At 67.2% G+C, this 17,153-nt stretch carries 16 protein-coding genes; all 16 read left to right on the forward strand.

Annotated features, from left to right (window positions below; all coding sequences use genetic code 11):
* Positions 1 to 287 precede the first annotated feature (287 nt).
* Positions 288 to 1,520 carry a glycosyltransferase family protein gene (locus tag AC1D0A_RS20670; RefSeq protein WP_476946696.1) on the forward strand — a complete coding sequence of 411 codons (1,233 nt, stop codon included), beginning with the start codon at positions 288 to 290 and terminating at the stop codon, positions 1,518 to 1,520.
* A complete protein-coding gene (locus AC1D0A_RS20675) occupies positions 1,507 to 2,727 on the forward strand; it encodes a glycosyltransferase (protein ID WP_476946697.1) in 1,221 nt (406 codons plus the stop codon). The genes AC1D0A_RS20670 and AC1D0A_RS20675 overlap by 14 nt, the downstream gene beginning before the upstream one ends.
* Positions 2,724 to 3,899 carry a glycosyltransferase gene (locus tag AC1D0A_RS20680; protein ID WP_243180697.1) on the forward strand — a complete coding sequence of 392 codons (1,176 nt, stop codon included), beginning with the start codon at positions 2,724 to 2,726 and terminating at the stop codon, positions 3,897 to 3,899. The genes AC1D0A_RS20675 and AC1D0A_RS20680 overlap by 4 nt, the downstream gene beginning before the upstream one ends.
* Positions 3,896 to 5,782: an ABC transporter ATP-binding protein gene (locus tag AC1D0A_RS20685; protein WP_476946698.1), complete on the forward strand. Its 1,887-nt coding sequence runs from the start codon at positions 3,896 to 3,898 to the stop codon at positions 5,780 to 5,782. The genes AC1D0A_RS20680 and AC1D0A_RS20685 overlap by 4 nt, the downstream gene beginning before the upstream one ends.
* Positions 5,779 to 7,128: a phosphotransferase family protein gene (locus tag AC1D0A_RS20690; protein ID WP_476946699.1), complete on the forward strand. Its 1,350-nt coding sequence runs from the start codon at positions 5,779 to 5,781 to the stop codon at positions 7,126 to 7,128. The genes AC1D0A_RS20685 and AC1D0A_RS20690 overlap by 4 nt, the downstream gene beginning before the upstream one ends.
* Positions 7,125 to 8,255 carry a phosphotransferase gene (locus tag AC1D0A_RS20695; protein WP_476946700.1) on the forward strand — a complete coding sequence of 377 codons (1,131 nt, stop codon included), beginning with the start codon at positions 7,125 to 7,127 and terminating at the stop codon, positions 8,253 to 8,255. The genes AC1D0A_RS20690 and AC1D0A_RS20695 overlap by 4 nt, the downstream gene beginning before the upstream one ends.
* A 4-nt stretch (positions 8,256 to 8,259) precedes the next feature.
* A complete protein-coding gene (locus tag AC1D0A_RS20700) occupies positions 8,260 to 9,387 on the forward strand; it encodes a phosphotransferase (RefSeq protein WP_476946701.1) in 1,128 nt (375 codons plus the stop codon).
* Between the two features lie 84 nt (positions 9,388 to 9,471).
* Positions 9,472 to 10,308, forward strand: a complete 837-nt coding sequence (locus tag AC1D0A_RS20705; RefSeq protein WP_243180684.1) for an alpha/beta fold hydrolase — start codon at positions 9,472 to 9,474, stop codon at positions 10,306 to 10,308.
* A 154-nt stretch (positions 10,309 to 10,462) separates the two neighbouring features.
* The gene (gene uraD, locus AC1D0A_RS20710; RefSeq protein ID WP_243180683.1) at positions 10,463 to 10,960 is read left to right on the forward strand and encodes a 2-oxo-4-hydroxy-4-carboxy-5-ureidoimidazoline decarboxylase; all 498 of its coding nucleotides are present in this window, start codon (positions 10,463 to 10,465) and stop codon (positions 10,958 to 10,960) included.
* Positions 10,957 to 11,298: a hydroxyisourate hydrolase gene (gene uraH / locus AC1D0A_RS20715; RefSeq protein ID WP_230010411.1), complete on the forward strand. Its 342-nt coding sequence runs from the start codon at positions 10,957 to 10,959 to the stop codon at positions 11,296 to 11,298. Before uraD ends, uraH begins: the two co-directional genes overlap by 4 nt.
* A gap of 441 nt (positions 11,299 to 11,739) precedes the next feature.
* Positions 11,740 to 13,080: an MFS transporter gene (locus AC1D0A_RS20720; RefSeq protein ID WP_243180682.1), complete on the forward strand. Its 1,341-nt coding sequence runs from the start codon at positions 11,740 to 11,742 to the stop codon at positions 13,078 to 13,080.
* A gap of 69 nt (positions 13,081 to 13,149) precedes the next feature.
* Positions 13,150 to 13,830: a GntR family transcriptional regulator gene (locus AC1D0A_RS20725; protein ID WP_028275851.1), complete on the forward strand. Its 681-nt coding sequence runs from the start codon at positions 13,150 to 13,152 to the stop codon at positions 13,828 to 13,830.
* Positions 13,830 to 14,615 (forward strand): aspartate/glutamate racemase family protein, encoded by a 786-nt coding sequence (locus tag AC1D0A_RS20730; protein ID WP_476943742.1) that lies wholly within the window; start codon positions 13,830 to 13,832, stop codon positions 14,613 to 14,615. Before AC1D0A_RS20725 ends, AC1D0A_RS20730 begins: the two co-directional genes overlap by 1 nt.
* A gap of 25 nt (positions 14,616 to 14,640) precedes the next feature.
* Positions 14,641 to 16,104: an amidohydrolase family protein gene (locus AC1D0A_RS20735; protein WP_476943743.1), complete on the forward strand. Its 1,464-nt coding sequence runs from the start codon at positions 14,641 to 14,643 to the stop codon at positions 16,102 to 16,104.
* An 8-nt stretch (positions 16,105 to 16,112) separates the two neighbouring features.
* Complete coding sequence (locus AC1D0A_RS20740; RefSeq protein ID WP_476943744.1) at positions 16,113 to 16,844, forward strand: maleate cis-trans isomerase family protein; 732 nt, start codon at positions 16,113 to 16,115, stop codon at positions 16,842 to 16,844.
* 120 nt (positions 16,845 to 16,964) lie between these two features.
* Positions 16,965 to 17,153: hypothetical protein (locus AC1D0A_RS20745; protein WP_476863771.1), on the forward strand; the 189-nt coding region annotated here is incomplete at its 3' end.

Genomic DNA, 17,153 nt, shown 5'->3' on the forward strand with positions numbered 1-17,153 from the left:
CCTTGCCCGCCGCCTTACCTTGCCCGCCGTCTGGCCTGGCCCGCACCTGCCGGTGTACGTGCCTAAGCGCGGCGCCGCAAACGCGGGCCCTTGGATGAGGAATCCTTAATCATCCCCTCATCCCATCCTCACTCTCGGGGCGCACGCTGGTGCATAACATCAGACAGCACCTGCCCGTACACAGTCGCGTTCGCGACCGTGTCCGGGGGCACCGGGGGCGGGGGAGGATTGTTGTGGAGCCATTGCGGATAGTGCTGTACTCGCATGATTCAGTGGGCCTGGGACATGTGCGTCGGAATCTAGCACTGGCCCACGCGCTGAACAATCAGCTTCCCGGCCTGATCGGCCGCCCCGTCACCGGAATCCTCATCACCGGCACAGCCCTCGCACCGGCGTTCCGGCTGCCCGAGGGCTGGGACTGGGTACTCCTTCCCGGTGTGGCGAAGGGTTCCGCGGGCTACCTGCCGCGGAATCTGACGTTGCCCATGGGGGAGCTCGTGCCATTGCGGGCCAGGCTGCTGCAGGCAACGCTGGCCGGTTTCTCCCCCCACCTCGTGGTGGTGGACCGGCACGCCACGGGCGTTCATGGCGAACTCGAAACAGCCTTGCGCCACGCCCGCACCGCCGGGCCCGTGCGCGTGGTGCTGGGCCTCCGAGAGGTCCTTGACTCGCCCGCCGCGGCCCTCGCCGAATGGGCCAGGGTGGGCGGTCCCCGCGTGGTGAAGGACCTGTTCGACGCCATTTGGGTCTACGGCGATCCCGCGGTCCATGATCCCGTAGCAGCCGGCGAAATACCGTTCGCCCTCCGAAAGCTCATCCGGTACACGGGCTACCTCGCCGAGGGGCGCCCTTCGGCCTCCGGCACCAGCTGCATGCCCGGGCGGTACTGCATGACGACGGTCGGCGGCGGTTCGGACGGCTATGCCCTGGCCCGCGTCGCCGTCGCCACGCCGGTCCCGGACGGGCTGGGACACCTCGTGGTCGCCGGGCCGCAGATGCCCGCCGAGCAGCTCAACGACCTCCGGCAGCGGGCCCGCCCCGGCGTCAAAGTGGTCGCCGCAGTCGATGACATCGTGTTCCACATCCGGCACGCCGGCGCAGTCGTGGCCATGGGCGGCTACAACACGGTGTGCGAAATCATGAGCACGCCTGTCCCGGCCCTGATCGTGCCCCGCACGCAGTCGCGCGCCGAGCAGCGGATCCGGGCCGCCTCCCTCGCCGCGGCCGGGTACCTGGAGCAACACGAGATTGGCACGCTGACGCCGGAGATCCTGGCGGCCTGGCTGGCCGCCCGGTTCGGCACCACCGTGGACCGCCGTCGTGCGGTGCTGGACGGCCTGATCCGGGTTCCGCAGATGGCCGCCGAGCTGCTGCGGCCGCTGGCCACCACCAGGCTGGCCGATACCGAGCGGGACAGTGCCGATCAGGTCACCGCCGAACGGGCCAGTGCCGAACAATTCAACGCGGACGAAAGCGATGCCGCCGTGAGCGTGAAAGGTGCCAGCCGTGTCGCCGTTTGAACCGGGGACGGCGTACGTCCTGAAGATGTACCCGCGGTTCTCCGAAACGTTCATCGTTTCGGAGATCCTGGCCCGCGAGGCCGCCGGGGACCGGATCGAAATCTTCTCGCTCCGGCCCACCGACGACCCCCGGTTCCACCCCGAGCTCGCCCGGGTCCAGGCACCGGTGACCTATATTGACCGCCCCATCAAGACTGTGGCCCTGTGGGAGAGCCTCCGGATGGCCGACGCGGCCGGGCTCACAGCCGCCGTCGGCCGGAATTTGGGCGAACTCGCCGCCGCCTCGGCAGACGACGCCGTGCAGGCCATCAACCTGGCCACCGCGCTGCAGAACCGCAACATCCGGCACATGCACGTCCACTTCGCCTCGGGATCAACCACCGTGGCCCGGCTGACGTCCCTCATCACCAGCATCCCGTTCTCGTTCACCGCGCACGCGGTGGACATCTTCCATGAATCGGTCCAGGACGAGGACCTGCGGCTCAAGCTCGAGCAGGCCCATCACGCCGTGACCATCAGCCGGTACAACATGCGCTACCTGCGCCGCCGCTTCCCGTCCTCGACCGCCCGGCTCCATCTGGTGCGCAACGGCCTGGAGCTCGAGCGCTTCCCGTACCGGGAACCCCGGCCGCTCGAAGCCACCCTCCGGATCGCCGCCGTCGGGCGCCTGGTGGAGAAAAAAGGCTTCCAGTATCTGTTGCCCGCGGCCGCCGAACTGCTGGACCAGGGGGTCAAACTGGACCTCCGGATCGCCGGTACCGGGCTCATGGCCGAGGAACTGGAGACCGGCATCGGCCAGCTCCGACTCGGCAGCCATGTCCGCCTCCTCGGCCCGCAGACCCAGGACCAGGTCCACGAACTGCTCCACTCCTCCGATGTCTTCGTGGCGCCCTGCGTGGTCGGCGCAGACGGCAACGCGGACGGCATGCCCACGGTCTTGCTCGAGGCCATGGCCACGGGCGTCCCCTGCGTCAGCACGTCCGTCACCGGGATCCCCGAAGTAGTCCGGAACGGCTCCACCGGGGTCCTGGTCCGGCCGGGCAACCCGCACGCCCTGGCCCGCGGCATCTGCACGCTCGGCTCCCCTGCCACGGACAGGCTCGCCATGTCCCGCAACGCCCGCGCCCTGATCGAGGAGGACTACGACGTCCACCGCCAGGCCGAGCTCCTGAGGTCCCTCTCCCGTTCTGAAAGGAGAGTCGCATGACACGCGTGGCCTATCTCTGCGCCGACCCCGGCGTTCCTGTCTTCGGCACCAAGGGCTCCTCCGTCCATGTCCAGGAAATCGTCCGGGCGTGGCGTGGCACCGGCGCCGTCGTCACCGTCTACTGCACCCTGCTCGGCACCGAGCGGCCCAGCGATCTTGCCGATCTCGACGTCGTCGAAGTCAAGCCGGAATCCGTCCCCGCCTCGGCGCGGGAACGGGCGGTCCAGGACGCCGCGCTGGGCCTGGCGGACGAGGTCCTGCGCAACGGTTGCGGGCTGTTCTACGAGCGGTATTCGCTGTTTAGCCCGGCACTGTCGGTGGTGGCCCGCATCCTGGACGTGCCGTCCGTTCTTGAGGTCAATGCTCCGCTGATCGAGGAGCAGCAGCGGTACCGCCAGCTGCTCGATGTGAAGAAGGCTGAGACGGTGTTCCGCCGCAACGCCGCGACGGCCGACGTCGTGGCCTGCGTCTCGGATCCCGTGGTCCGCTGGGTGCGGGCGCGGGTGCCGACCGCCAGGACTGTGCTGGCGCCGAACGGAGTGAACGTCGAACGGATCACGGCCCGCCGCCCCGGCCGACGGAATCCGGACCACCTCACCGTCGGGTTCGTCGGAACCTTGAAGCCCTGGCACGGTGTCCCCGGCCTGCTGCACGGTGTCGCCCTGGCCAACCAGCAGACCGCCGACCCGGGCCTGCGCTGGCAGCTCCATGTGGTGGGTGACGGCCCCGGCCGGCAGGACCTCGAACGCCTCGCCGAATCCCTCGGCGTGCCGACGGTATTCTCAGGCGCCGTCGCGCCGGCTGCGGTGCCCGGCCTCCTGGCAGAATTCGACGCCGCCGCCGCTCCCTATCCCCCGGACGGACCTGGCCAGGACGATTACTTCTCGCCACTGAAGGTTTTTGAGTACATGGCGGCCGGGTTGCCTGTGATCGCGAGCGCCGTGGGCCAGATTCCGTCCATCATCCAGGACGGCCGCACCGGGATCCTCGTCCCGCCGGGGGACCCTGCCGCGCTCGCGGACGCCCTCCTCCGGCTCGGCCAAGACCCGAATTTGCGGGAAAGGCTGGGGCTCGAGGCCCGCAACGACGCCGTGCAGCGGTTCAGCTGGAGCGGGGTGCTGTCCCGGATCACCGGGGCGCTGCCGCCTGCACGCAGACTGGCCAGGCAATGACCACCACTGCCAGACATTCGCACCCCCGCAGCTGGCGGACCTTGTGGCGACGGACCCGCACCAGCGCACCGGCTGAACTCTCACCGCTGCGGCGGACCTTGCGATGCGTCCGCCCGCATTTGCGCGGGCACAGGCTGCTCATCACTTGGGGATTCATTGCCATGGCCGTGGAAATCCTCTTCCGGCTTCTTGAGCCGTGGCCGGTGAAAATCGTCCTCGACTCCGTCTCACACTCACTCGGCGCCACTCTGCGCAGGTCCCCGCTCAGCGTGGAGGCGAGCGCGGAGGTGTTGCTCCTCTGCGCCGGTGCGGTGGTTGTCATCTGCCTGATCCGGGCCGTGGCCGGCTACGTGTCCGCGATTTCGTTTGCCCTGGTGGGTACCCGGATTTCCTCCGAATTGCGCGCCCGAACCTTCCGCCACCTCCAGGGCCTGTCGATGCGCCACCACAGCCGCGCCTCCACCGGCGACACTGTCCAGCGGCTCGTCGGAGACGTGTCCCGGCTGCAGGATGTGGCCGTCACGGCGGGGCTCCCCCTCATCGGCAATTTCGTGTCGCTGATAGCAATGATGATCATCATGCTCTGGCTCGATCCTTTGATCGCACTGGTGACGTTCGTGTCCATCGGGATATTCGTGTTGGTGTCCCGCAAGAACTCGGGATCGATTACTACGGCGGCCCGCAAGTCACGCAAGGGTGAAAGCGCCCTGGCCACCACCGCCGCCCAGACGTTGGGCGCAATGCGCGAAGTCCAGGCGTACGGACTCGAAGACACCCTCAGCTCGGGCTTCAGCAAGAGCAACCAGTCGGCACTTGGCTCAGGGGTGGTCACGCTGCGGCTGGCCGCCAGCCTGCAACGGAAGACCGACGTCCTGACGGGAATCGCGACGGCGGTGGTCCTGGCTGCCGGTGGATGGAGGGTGATGCACCACGCGATGACACCCGGAGATCTGGTCGTTTTCCTGACTTACCTGAAAACCGGGCTGAGGCCACTCAAGGACGTGGCCAGGTACACCAGCCGTATCGCACGCGCGACGGCCTCCGGGGAACGGGTTGCGGACCTGCTTGAGGCCCAGAGTGACGTGCCCGAGTCACCGCACGCCGTCGCCCTCAAGAACCCGCACCCGGACATTGTGTTCGAGGACGTCTGGGCCGGCCACTTCGAGGAAACCGCGGTGCTCAAGGGAATCACTCTGACCATACCGGCGGGTCAGCACTGCGCCGTGCTGGGGCCTTCCGGGGCCGGGAAGTCCACGCTGGCAAGCATGATCCTCCGGATGGTGGACCCGTGGAAGGGAAGTGTCAGCCTCGGCGGCGAGGACCTGCGGGCCCTGAAGATCGCTTCCGTGCGTTCCCATGTCTCAATCCTGCTCCAGGACTCCGTGCTGTTCGGAACCTCCGTCCGGGAGAACATCAGGTTCGGCCGCCTCGATGCCACCGATGAGGAGATCGAAGCCGTGGCGGCCCTCGCCCAGGCCGACGGTTTCATCCGCGCACTGCCCCAGGGCTATGAAACCGTCCTTGGCGAGGCGGCCAACGATCTTTCCGGGGGCCAGCGTCAACGGCTGGCCGTCGCCCGTGCCATGCTCCGCAAGGCCCCGATCGTGATCCTGGACGAGGCGACCGCCGGCCTCGATCCGGCATCCCGGGATTCGGTCCTCAGCGCCCTGGACACACTCACCGAGGGCCGGACCTCCATCACGATCACCCACGACGTCAACTCGGCCCAATCGTGCGACCGGGTGATCTGGCTCGAAGACGGCCAAATCCTGGAAGACGGGCCGCCGCAGTCATTGCTGGCCGATCCGGATTCCCGCTTTGCCGGCTGGGTCCACCGGCAGCAGACCCCCGAGCCGGGTGAACTGTTCAAGGTGCCGACGTGAGCACCCCGCAGGGACAGCGGCTGCAGGGACGATGGCTGCAGGGACAGTGGCTGCAGGCGCAGCGGCGCGACGCTGACCGTGCCCTGGCGGCCCGTGACGTCCGGGTCCCTGGCCTGAACTGGGTGCTCGACGACGAGCTGCTCTCCGAGCTCCTGGGCGAAAGTGTCCAGATCGTCAGGACCCGCTACAAACCGCACACCTCCGCCCTCGTCGCCTTCCGCCGGACCGGCAACGGCAGTTACGGCAGCGGCAGTTATGCCAGCGGTGCCGGCAGCTACGGCTGGGCACTGACAACAACACCGGAGCACGTCGGGAAACTGCAGCAGCGGGCAGACAGTTCGCAAAAGCGCGGCGGCGGCATCCGGCTTATCCAGCCCGATCATCTCAACCCCGACGTCGCCGTGGCGGCCGGTCCCATCGAGGAGGACTGGCCGCTTCGCCCCAACCTGCGCTGGCTCCGGGACCACGGACTCCGTCGGCTCGGAGCGCTCCCCGCGGCAGGGCGCTTCCTGGACCCCCCGGTCAGCGTGCTGAGATACAACCCGGAGCGCAGGCTCGTTGCCAGGGTCCCCACGGAGACGGTCCCCGTCGTCGTCAAGACCGCCGTCCAAGCTGACGAGGCTGCCGCGGGACTCCGCCTGCGGCAGCGGCTTCAGAGCCACGGCATCCCGGTCCTGCCCGAACTCGCGGACCCGGAATGCGCCGCGCACGGCATCAGTGCCTCCCCGGGCTGGGGCCAGGGAGACCTGGGTGGCGGCGGCAACGATCCGGCCGCCTACCGGGCCGGCCAAGCCCTGGCGGCGATCCATGGCATGGACACGGAGCCCGGGGCGGACCGGATGACGGACATGGAGGACCTTGTACGCCAGCTCATGGCCACGCGGTCCATGATCGCCTGCCTGCTCCCCGGGCTCGAGGCTCCGGTGGACGCGCTCACCGGCCGGCTCCTGGCAGCTGTCGGCGCCGCCGGCCCCCGAAGGCAACAGCCGGTGATGGTCCATGGTGACTTTTCGGCGGACCAAGTACTGGTGGACGGCCCGGCCATCCGCATCATCGATTTCGACCGCGTGACGACCTCCGAGCCGGCGAGGGACCTTGGGTCCTTTGCCGCGGTGGAGGACATCGCAGACCCCGCCGGCGTCGGGCCCGKCGCCGGCGGCCGTAAGACGGCCCAGTTGATCGACGGTTACCGCGACGCCGGCGGGCATGTGACGCAGGCCGGGGTGGAGACCTGGGCGGCCTTCCGGTTGTTCCTGAACAGCGTCGACCCGTTCCGGAACCGGGCCAGCGACTGGCCGGCCGACACGAACTGGCAGATCCGCCGAGCTTTGGAGCTGATCGCGTGAGCTGGCACCCACCGCTTTGGAAATACATCGACGACGCCGGCACCCCGTGGCGCGTCCGCTGGGCGTGGCCCGACAAAGAACCCGGAGAATACCTGCTTGAGGTCGCGACTGCGGGACGGCCCGGCGTCCGGGGAGCCCATCTGAGCCAAGGCCACTTTGAGCTCCTGCCGGAGGACGATCCCTACCTGCCGGCCCTTCGGACGGAAAGACAGCGCGGGGAAATCATTTCCCACTGGCCTTACATGCGGGCGATCATCCGGGCGGAGGGCTGCTACATCAAGATCTTCCGGCCCGGAGGCGCCGCCGTCCCCGCCGAACGATGCGCCCAGATGGACCGCTTGCTGGACGCCGGTGCCTTCACGGCGCCCAAAGTGCTTCGGAGCTCCCCGGACACCCTCGTTTTAAGCGCCCTCTCCGGACCGACGCTCGGCGAAATCGGCGAGGACTACGTCACGATCGGCGAAAAAGATTTTGACGACGCATGGGAAAAATGGTCCCGCGCGTGGCTCGCCCAGCTGAGCGCGGCGTCTGACGCCAGCAGACGAACCATTCTGGGCGCAATGCCGGTCCATTCACCGGAGGCGGAAGCAAACGCCGCGGCCCGTTGGCTGAAACGATGGCTGCGCCACACAGAGAACGTCCCGGAACTGTCCACCCAACGCCACACGTTGATGGCCATGGCAGATTACGTCACGGCGAACTTGCTCGGCTCAGTACCGGACCCACTAGTATGGGCGCACGGAGACCTGCACGACCGGCAGATCATCGCTGGCGACGACCGGTCCCCGTTCGGGCTGCTGGACTTCGACGATGCTGCCCAGGCCGAGGCCGCCCGCGACCTCGCTTACCTGGATTTCCATCTGGAGCGCCGCCTGAGGCGCAATAGCCTGACGCCGGGGCGATACCTAAAGGCTCACTCGGAGGTGTTGGCCGTCGCCCGGCAACTGCAGGTCAGCCCGGATCGGTTCGATGCCTACTCGGACGCACGCTGGCTGCGCCTGGCCTGTTCTTCGCTCCCGTCGGGCTCATCTCTGGCGACCCGCGTTCTCGAGGAACGGGTACGGCATCGTCAGTCCTTCGGATTCACCCCACTGGCCGCCAGCCAGTCCCTCGGATCCAGGGGCTGATCCAATGGGCTGGCACCCGCCCGTCCCGGCCGCCGTCCTGGATGCTGACAACACCGAATGGCAGGTCATCCGGTCCTGGCCCGACGACTCCGCGGAGGACTACGTCCTGGAGTTGGGGGTTCCCGGCCGGGCAGGGGTCCGGGCAGCCCACCTCCGGGCGGGCCAGCTGGAGCTCCTGCGGGACGGCCGCGACCGGCGTCTCCCCGCCCTGAAGCGCGCGTCGCCGCTGGGGGTGGTGGTGGTGCACCGGGCCCACAAGCGTGCCGTGGTCAGAGCCGGGGAGCACCATCTCAAGCTCTTCCGGGCCCGCCAGTCCGATGAAGCAGTGGGCAGGCACGCCCGGATGAACGAGCTCCTCGGCGCAGGGGACTTCCTCACCCCGGAAATTGTTTCCTCCGCCCCTGGCTGCCTCACCCTCATGACGCTGCCCGGCCGTTCCCTGTTCGAGCTGGGAATCGACCCCGCGGTCAGCGATGTGGTCTTTGAAAATGCCTGGCAAAAATGGTCCCGGGCCTGGGTTCGGCAGCATTCCGTGGCCCGGACTCCGGCGCACCGCCCGAGCCTCGAGGCGCTCCCGCCCCGGACGGCCGCCGTCGAACTGGCGAGACTGCAACACACGGTGAACCTGTGGCTGGTGCACGCCGGGGACATTCCGGCGGCGCAAGCCGAGCGCGCGGCCGTCCGCGGGGCCGCAGGGCAGGCCGCCCAAAAGCTGCTCCGGACCGATCCGGATCCGCTGGTGTGGTCCCACGGGGACCTTCACGACAAGCAGGTCTTCACCGTGGATCCGGGCGCTCCCCTGGGTCTGCTGGACTTCGACGAAGCCTGCCGCGCCGAGGCCGCCGCCGACCTCGGCAACATCGCCGTGCACCTCCAGCTGCGCCTGCACCAACACCGCCTGACCGCCGAAAGGTACCAAACCGCCCGCCGCCACGTCATTGCCACCGCCGAGGAACTGCATGTCACCCCGGCGCGCTTCGACGCCTACGCAGCCGCGACCCGCCTGAGGCTCGGCTGCCTGTATTCCTTCCGGCCGCAGTGGGCGGACCTGGCGGAGGACTTCCTCATTCCGGATGGTGAACAGGCACTGGCGGCGGGAGTTCCGGCCGCTAAAGTGGAGCCCACGTACTGACTGCACATCAGATCGAAACCGCCCCACACCGAACCGCCCACACCGAACCACCGCGCATTGCGCCGAACCGGGAGGACCGCTGGCATGGCTTACATCAAGGTTGGAAGCGAAAACAGCACAGACGTCGAGCTCTACTACGAGGACCACGGATCCGGCCAGGCCGTGGTCCTGATCCATGGCTACCCACTGGACGGCTCGTCGTGGGAAAAGCAGAGCGCAGCGCTGCTCGGTGCCGGCTACCGTGTGATCACCTACGACCGGCGCGGCTTCGGACAGTCCAGCAAGCCCACCGAGGGCTACGACTACGACACGTTCGCGGCGGACCTCAACACCATCCTGACCACCCTCGACCTGAACGACGCCGTGCTGGTGGGCTTCTCCATGGGCACCGGCGAGGTGGGCCGCTACCTTGGAACCTACGGCTCTGCCCGGGTGGCGAAAGCCGTGTTCCTGAGCTCCCTTGAGCCATACCTCCTTCAGGCCGAGGACAACCCGGGCGGGGTCCCGCAGTCGGTGTTCGACGGGCTGATGGAGGCCGTGACGGCGGACCGGTACGCTTTCTTCACGGAATTCTTCAAGAACTTCTACAACAGCGAAACCCTCCTCGGCACCCCCCGGCTCAGCCAGGAGGTCATGAACGCCGGCTGGAACCTCGCCACCAGTGGTGGGGCCACGGCGTCGGCGGCAGCGCAGCCGACCTGGTACACGGACTTCCGTGCCGACATCCCCAAAATTGATGTCCCGGCCCTCATTGTGCACGGCACTGCGGACAACATCCTGCCGATCGATGTCGCGGGCCGCCAGTTCGCCAAGGCGCTGCCGAGCGCCGAGTATGTGGAGATCGACGGCGCCCCGCACGGCATGCTGTGGACCCACGCGGCGGAGGTCAACGAGGTTCTGCTGCGGTTCCTGGCGAGTTAGCCGGGGCTGTCGCGGAGCCGCCCCTGGTTGACACAGCTCAGACGGGTACGGTTCAATCTTTTGCATATGCTGAAATAACAGTTCCACGATACGAATATTTTGTCCGTATAGCCCTACACCGTGGATGCCAGCATTGACACAAAGGATCTGGCACATGCTGTTGGACGACTTTAATGCCGCCGGACGCGCGGAGGCCGCCGCCGCCCTGCGCCCCTGCCTGGACATCGAGCGATGGATTGAGGAGATCGTCGGCTCGAGGCCCTTCGACAGTCCGGAAATCCTCCTCCAAACCGCCGGCCGCGCGGCGGAACCGTTCACCGACGCGGAGGTGGAAGCCGCGCTGGCCCACCATCCCCGCATCGGCGAACGGGCCGCAGGAAACAGCGCGGAGGCCCGGCTCTCCCAATCGGAGCAGGCGAGCCTGGGCGCTCCGGATCCGGCCGTCGCCGCAGCCATCGCCGCAGGGAACCGGAGCTATGAAGAGAAATTCGGCCAGGTCTTCCTGATCCGCGCGGCCGGCCGGAGCCGCGAGGAGATCCTGGCGGCCCTCAACGCCCGGCTCGCCCACACTCCCGAAGAAGAACAAGTGGTCATCGGCCAGCAGCTGCGCGAAATCGCGGTACTCCGACTCGAAGGACTGATAGGCGCATGAGCACTTCCCACGTCACCACCCACGTTCTGGACACGGGTTCCGGCAAGCCCGCCGCAGGCGTCGCAGTCACCTTGGACATGCTCGACGGCGAACGCTGGGTCAGGATCGCGGCCGGCGCCACGGACGATGACGGCCGCGTCAAGTCGCTCGGCCCCGACAGCCTGGGCTCCGGCACCTACCGCCTGGGCTTCGACACCGGAGCCTATTACGCGGCCGCCGGGACCGAGACCTTCTTCCCCGAAGTCACACTGACCTTTGCGGTGTCCGAAGCGCAGGCCCACTACCACGTCCCGCTTCTGCTGAGCCCCTTCGCCTACTCCACCTACCGGGGCAGCTAAGCCCGGAGCAGCCAAGACCGGCTGCCAGCACCACTCCCACCGCTACCGGCCCCCGGCACCGCTCCGGGAGCAGGCCTCCCTGCCTGGTGGCCGGCGCAGCCATGGTCCCGCGCAGCCATGCACCCCGGGCCAGTCACAAACGACATTTTCGCGGCGAACCGGCCCAGCCGGCCCATGACCCTTGACAGTGGCCCACGTCACTCCTAATCTGAATTTTGGGATCCCAAAACGGGATCCCAAAACAAGAAAGCTTTGCCGGGCCCCGCCCTCCCAGATTCTGCACCTGATCCGAACCTGATGTCAGCGCTGACATCAGCCCCCTATCAACCGCTGCGATCGACACAGGGCCCGCGCACAGGACGCCCCACACTCCGGCATCCTGCCCCTCAAACAAATCCCCCATCACTTGCCGGCATGTTTACTCTCTATCAAGGAGAAGTTGTGTCTCTTCCAAATACCGAAACAGCAATACAGCCTGCTGAACCCACAGGCTCCAAGGACGGCGTGCAACGGCGCACGAATGTCCGATGGAAAATGTTCCTCCTCCTGTTGGTCCTCGTGTCCGTGAACTACATCGACCGGGGATCCATCTCTGTCGCCCTGCCCATCATCCAGAAGGAATTCAACATGGCCCCGGAGCTCGTGGGCCTCCTGCTCTCGGCGTTCTTCTGGACCTACGCCCTCATGCAGATCCCGGTCGGCTGGCTGATCGACAAGTTCGGCCCCCGCAAGGTGATGACCGCGTCCTGCGTCGGCTGGGGTGCCGCAACGGCGGCCTCCGGCCTGGCCGGAGGCTTTGTCAGCATGTTCATCGCCCGCCTCGGCATCGGCGTCACCGAGGCCGGCGTCATGCCGGCCGGCGGAAAGCTGAACGCCATCTGGATGCACAAATCGGAACGCGGCCGCGGCGCCACCATCCTTGACGCCGGAGCCCCTTTGGGCGCCGGGCTCGGCGGCATCCTCATCGCAGGCCTGATCGCCTCGACGGGCAGCTGGCGGAGCTCCTTCATCATCGCCGGCGCCGCCACCGTCCTCATGGGCCTCGCCGTCTGGTGGTACGTCCGGGACAACCCCCGCCAGCATCGCGGAGTCAACGACGCCGAAGCCGAGTACATCGAGGCCTCCCACGCCGCCGAGGACGCCGAAGCCGAGCTCGACGGCAGCAAGGGCAAGCGCGCCCTGCTCCCCTACCTGAAGTTCCGTTCCTTCTGGGCCATGTGCTTCGGCTGGCTGGGCTTCAACGGCGTCTTCTACGGCCTGCTCACCTGGGGCCCGCTCTACCTGGCCCAGGCCAAGGGCTTTGACCTGAAGACCATCGGCTGGTCCACGTTCGTGATCTTCGGCGCCGGTTTCGTCGGCGAAATCCTCGGCGGCACCATCGCCGACAAATGGCGGGCATCCGGCGCCTCGGCCAACCGCGTCATGCGCACCCTACTGGGCACCTCCAGCGTCGTAGTGATCGGCGGCCTTGTCGGTGTCACCGTCGTTGCCGACCCGACGACGGCGGTAGTCCTGCTCTCCGTCGTCATGTTCTTCCTTCGCTGGGTGGGCCTCTTCTGGAGCATCCCCTCGATCCTGGGTGGCCGGACCAACGCCGGCGTCCTGGGCGGCGCGATGAACTTCAGCGGCAATATCTCCGGCTTCGTCACCCCGATCGCGGTCGGCCTGATCGTCGGTGCCACCGGCTCATACACCTGGGCGCTGCTGTACTTCGTGGGATCCGCGATCATCATGGGCGCATCCGTGCTGACCCTGAACTACAACAAGCGGCTCCCTGTCTAAGCTAGGCCACGAAACACCAGTTCCCGAAGCCGGGAACGCAGTGCCATAAAGAACCCGAAATGGAGCACCATGCTTACCGCAGAAGAAACCCAGGACAAGGAACGCCCCCTCCGGGAGGCTGTCCGGGACACCCTCCGCAACAGGATCTTTGAAGGGCACTACGTTCCCGGCACCAGGCTGGTGGAGCGCGACCTCGCCGCCGAATTCAACGTCTCCCGCCTCCCGGTCCGCGAGGCGCTGCGAATGCTGCGCCAGGAAGGCCTGGTCAGCGACCGCGGCGCTCGCGGGGCCGAAGTCAGCTCGCTCAGCCCCAAAGACGTGGAGGATCTCTTCGACGTCCGCCAGTCGCTCGAAGTGCTGGCCTGCAGACTGGCCGCGGCCCGCGCCACACCGGAGGACCTCAGTGCGCTGGAAGCCTTGTTGGACGCGGCCGAGCTCTCTCTAGCCAAGGGCGCCATTATGGACGCCCACCGGGCCAACAGCGAATTCCACGATGCCATCACCCGGATCGCCAACAACGGCTTCCTCAAATCGGCGCTCGAACCCCTCCAGGGCCGGATGCACTGGCTGTTCCGGCATGTGAGCGACCTCCCCGAACTCATCGAAGAACATCGGGCGCTCTACACCGCGATCGCCAGCGGTGACCCTGACCGGGCGGCTGCCCAGTCGGCGTCGCACATCGACAAATACCGGGAACAGTTTCCGGAGAATTTCCGCCGGACGGAACCCGACCTTCATCGGAAGAAGTAATGAAACTCCTTGTCATCAACCCCAACATCAGCAACGATGTCACTTCGCTGATCGAATCCGAAGCCCGGCGTTCAGCCTCGCCCGGAACCGAACTGGTAGTCCGGACCGCCGGCCACGGCGTCGAATACATCGAAACCCGCTTTGAATCGCTGATCGCCGCCGGTGCCGTCGCCGAAATCATCGCAGAGTACACTCGCGACGGCGCCAGCGTCGACGGCGTGGTGGTCGCCGCATTCGGCGACCCAGGGATGCCGGCGCTGAAGGAACTCGCCGACGTCCCCGTCATCGGAATTACCGAGGCGGCACTCTGCGCCGCCGCCCTGCAGGGGCACCGGTTCTCGATCATCGCCATCTCGGACCGCATCCGGCCCTGGTATCTGGACTGCGTTGAACGGTTCGGGCTCGCCGGCCGGCTGGCCTCGATCCGCTCCATCAACGAGAGCCTCAACGGCATCGGCTCCGTGCAGCATGACTTCAAGGAGACCCTGCTGGCGCTCAGCCGCCAGGCCGTCGCCGAGGACGGGGCCGACGTCGTGATCCTCGCCGGCGCGCCGCTCGCCGGACTTGCCCGCGAGCTTGCAGGCCAGATCCCCGTCCCCGTGGTGGACGGCATTTCCGCTGGCATCCAGATGGCCCAGTCCGTAGTCAACCTCCAGTCCGGTCCGCACCGGGCCGGCGCCTTCGCGCCGCCACCGGTCAAGGCCCGCAAGGGACTTTCGAAAAACCTCGATGCCGCCCTCACGACGGCGCAGCACGCCACCCGGCTGCCCGCACCGTCCCACTAATTTTCTTTCTCGAAGGAGGACAACGATGTCCCACACCCCAGACCTTGTCATTGCCAACGGCACCGTGGTCAACAGTTTCGGCCGCCAGAATGTGCACGTCGTGGTGCACGGCAGGACGATCGTCCAGCTCGTGGACGCTTCTGAGCCGGTCCCCGCTGCCGCCAGGACCATCGACGCCGCCGGCCAGCTGGTGATTCCGGGTGGCGTGGACGGCCACTGCCATGTCGCCCAGGTAACCGGACGGTTCCGAACCCTGGACGACTACCGGACCACATCCACCGCTGCCCTCTGGGGCGGCACCACCACCATTATCGACTTCGGCATCCCCCGCGACGCCCGCGAGACCCCGCTGGCCGCGGTGTTGCACAAGAAGGAACTGGCACGCGAGTCCCGCTGCGACGTCGCCCTGCACGGCTCGGTGGTCCAGTGGGACGAGACTGTGCCGTGGCAGCTCGAACAGCTCGCCGCCGAAGGTGTCCGTTCGGTCAAGATGTACACCACGAACCGGGGCACCACCATGGCCGACGGGGACACCATCCTGAAGGTCATGCGCGAGATGGTCCGGCTCGACGGCCTCACCTACATCCACGCCGAACACGATCCCATCATTGCCGACTGCACCCAGCAGCATGCGGACGACGGCCGCATCGGCATCGAACACCTGCACCGGACCCGGCCCGAACTCGCGGAGGAGATCTCGGTCAAGGAGACCCTGGCGATGGCCGAGTACACCAACGCTCCCGTCTACTTTGTGCACCAGTCCACGCCGGGGGCCGTAGACCTCGTCGCCGGGGCCCGCAGCCACGGAATGGACGCCTTCTCGGAAACGTGCCCGCACTACCTCACCCTGGACGACACCGTCTACGGCACGTCCTTCCCCGAGTGGTACGCCTGCTGCCCGCCGATGCGCAGCCCCGAGACCGTCGCCGCGTTGCGGGACCGGCTTGCCGCCGGAGCCATCCACACGGTGGCCTCGGACCACTCCTGCTACGACGTCACGCAAAAGCGCGAGCGGTCCGATGACATCCGCGCCATGCCGCACGGCCTGCCGGGAGTCGAAACCCGCATGCCTGTCACCTTCACCGCCATGATGGACGCCACCGGCGGGGCAGCCCGGGTGGAGGATTTCGTGGAAGTGTTCGCCGCCGGTCCGGCCCGGATCAACGCCCTGCCGGGCAAGGGAACGATCGCAGCAGGGTACGACGCCGACCTCGTCGTCTTCGATCCCGCACAGGAACGCACCGTTGACGGCGCGGGCCTGCACATGGGGACTGACTTCTCGCCCTTTGACGGCAGGACGCTCACCGGCTGGCCCGCCGTCGTGGTGTCCGCCGGACGCGTGGTGCTGGACGCCGGCGGCTTCCATGACCCCGGCCCCGTGGGCCAGTTTGTGGCCCGAAACGGTTTCCGCGAACACCAGGCGGCCGCGGCCACCGCCCCCGTCAGCGCTACCCCCGCCCCCGCCGCTGTCTACCCCGCTGCCCGCTAGGAGCACCCATGCCTTCCGCAACCCGCCCCACCCGTATCGGCATGATCGTGCCGTCCTCCAACACCTGCCTCGAGCCGCAAAGCTACCGGATCCTCGGCGACCGCGACGACGTGACAATCCACTTCGCCAGGATCCAGGTCACGCGGATCGCCCTCGACGATTCCTCCGACCGGCAATTTGATGCCCCGGCAATGCGGGCCGCCGCCGAGATCCTGGCGACCGCCGACGTCGACGTCATCGCGTGGAACGGCACTTCAGGATCGTGGCTCGGCGCCGATCACGACCGCGAACTCGTCAGGGGAATGCAGGACGCCACCGGCATTCCCGCCACCACCTCCACACTGGCCTACATGGAGGCTTTCCGGTCCTTCGGCACCGAGCGGATCGGGCTGTTCACCCCGTACACAGAGGACGTCAACGAACGGATCGTGGCGTCCTACGAACGGGACGGGATCAAAACACTTGACCACCGTTTCCTCGGCCTGAGCGACAACGAATCATTCGCCCGGGTCTCCGACGCCGAGATGCGGCCCGGATCGCTGGAACTTGCGGCACAGAACCCGGACGCGCTCGTGTACCTCTGCACCAATCTCTACGGTGCCAACATCGCGGAGGAAATCGAGGCGGCCATGGGCGTTCCCGTGCTCGATTCGGTGGCCGTGACCCTGTGGCACTGCCTCAAAATGGCCGGCGCCCCGCTGCTCTCCCCGAGGTGGGGCAGGCTGCTCACCTCAGCCTGACCGCCAAGGCACCGACCTTCCAACCGATTGTGACTGCCGGGCCGCGGTGATGCGCCGCTGATGTTGACGCGTCCCAGCCTCTCTCGATAATCTCGAAATGCAAGAAAGTTTTTCCACATAATGAAAAATATTGATCACCATTCAACGATGAAGAGTGAGGTGGACGTGGCTGCAGGAGAAGATACCTCCCATATCCTCAGCGGGTTGACAAACCAGCTGCCTGATCGTGATCCGGAAGAGACCGCCGAGTGGCTGGAGTCCCTGGATACCCTGATTCAGGAACAAGGCACCGAACGTGCCCAGTACATT

It is taken from the genome of Arthrobacter sp. P1_D4 (assembly GCF_056406115.1).

Bases quoted from the DNA above. Each gene is read 5' to 3' on its own strand.
- AC1D0A_RS20705 (WP_243180684.1), top strand. From the start codon at position 9,472: ATGGCTTACATCAAGGTTGGAAGCGAAAACAGCACAGACGTCGAGCTC.
- AC1D0A_RS20680 (WP_243180697.1), top strand. From the start codon at position 2,724: ATGACACGCGTGGCCTATCTCTGCGCCGACCCCGGCGTTCCTGTCTTC.
- uraD (WP_243180683.1), top strand. From the start codon at position 10,463: ATGCTGTTGGACGACTTTAATGCCGCCGGACGCGCGGAGGCCGCCGCC.
- AC1D0A_RS20700 (WP_476946701.1), top strand. From the start codon at position 8,260: ATGGGCTGGCACCCGCCCGTCCCGGCCGCCGTCCTGGATGCTGACAAC.
- AC1D0A_RS20730 (WP_476943742.1), top strand. From the start codon at position 13,830: ATGAAACTCCTTGTCATCAACCCCAACATCAGCAACGATGTCACTTCG.
- AC1D0A_RS20735 (WP_476943743.1), top strand. From the start codon at position 14,641: ATGTCCCACACCCCAGACCTTGTCATTGCCAACGGCACCGTGGTCAAC.
- AC1D0A_RS20685 (WP_476946698.1), top strand. From the start codon at position 3,896: ATGACCACCACTGCCAGACATTCGCACCCCCGCAGCTGGCGGACCTTG.
- uraH (WP_230010411.1), top strand. From the start codon at position 10,957: ATGAGCACTTCCCACGTCACCACCCACGTTCTGGACACGGGTTCCGGC.
- AC1D0A_RS20725 (WP_028275851.1), top strand. From the start codon at position 13,150: ATGCTTACCGCAGAAGAAACCCAGGACAAGGAACGCCCCCTCCGGGAG.
- AC1D0A_RS20740 (WP_476943744.1), top strand. From the start codon at position 16,113: ATGCCTTCCGCAACCCGCCCCACCCGTATCGGCATGATCGTGCCGTCC.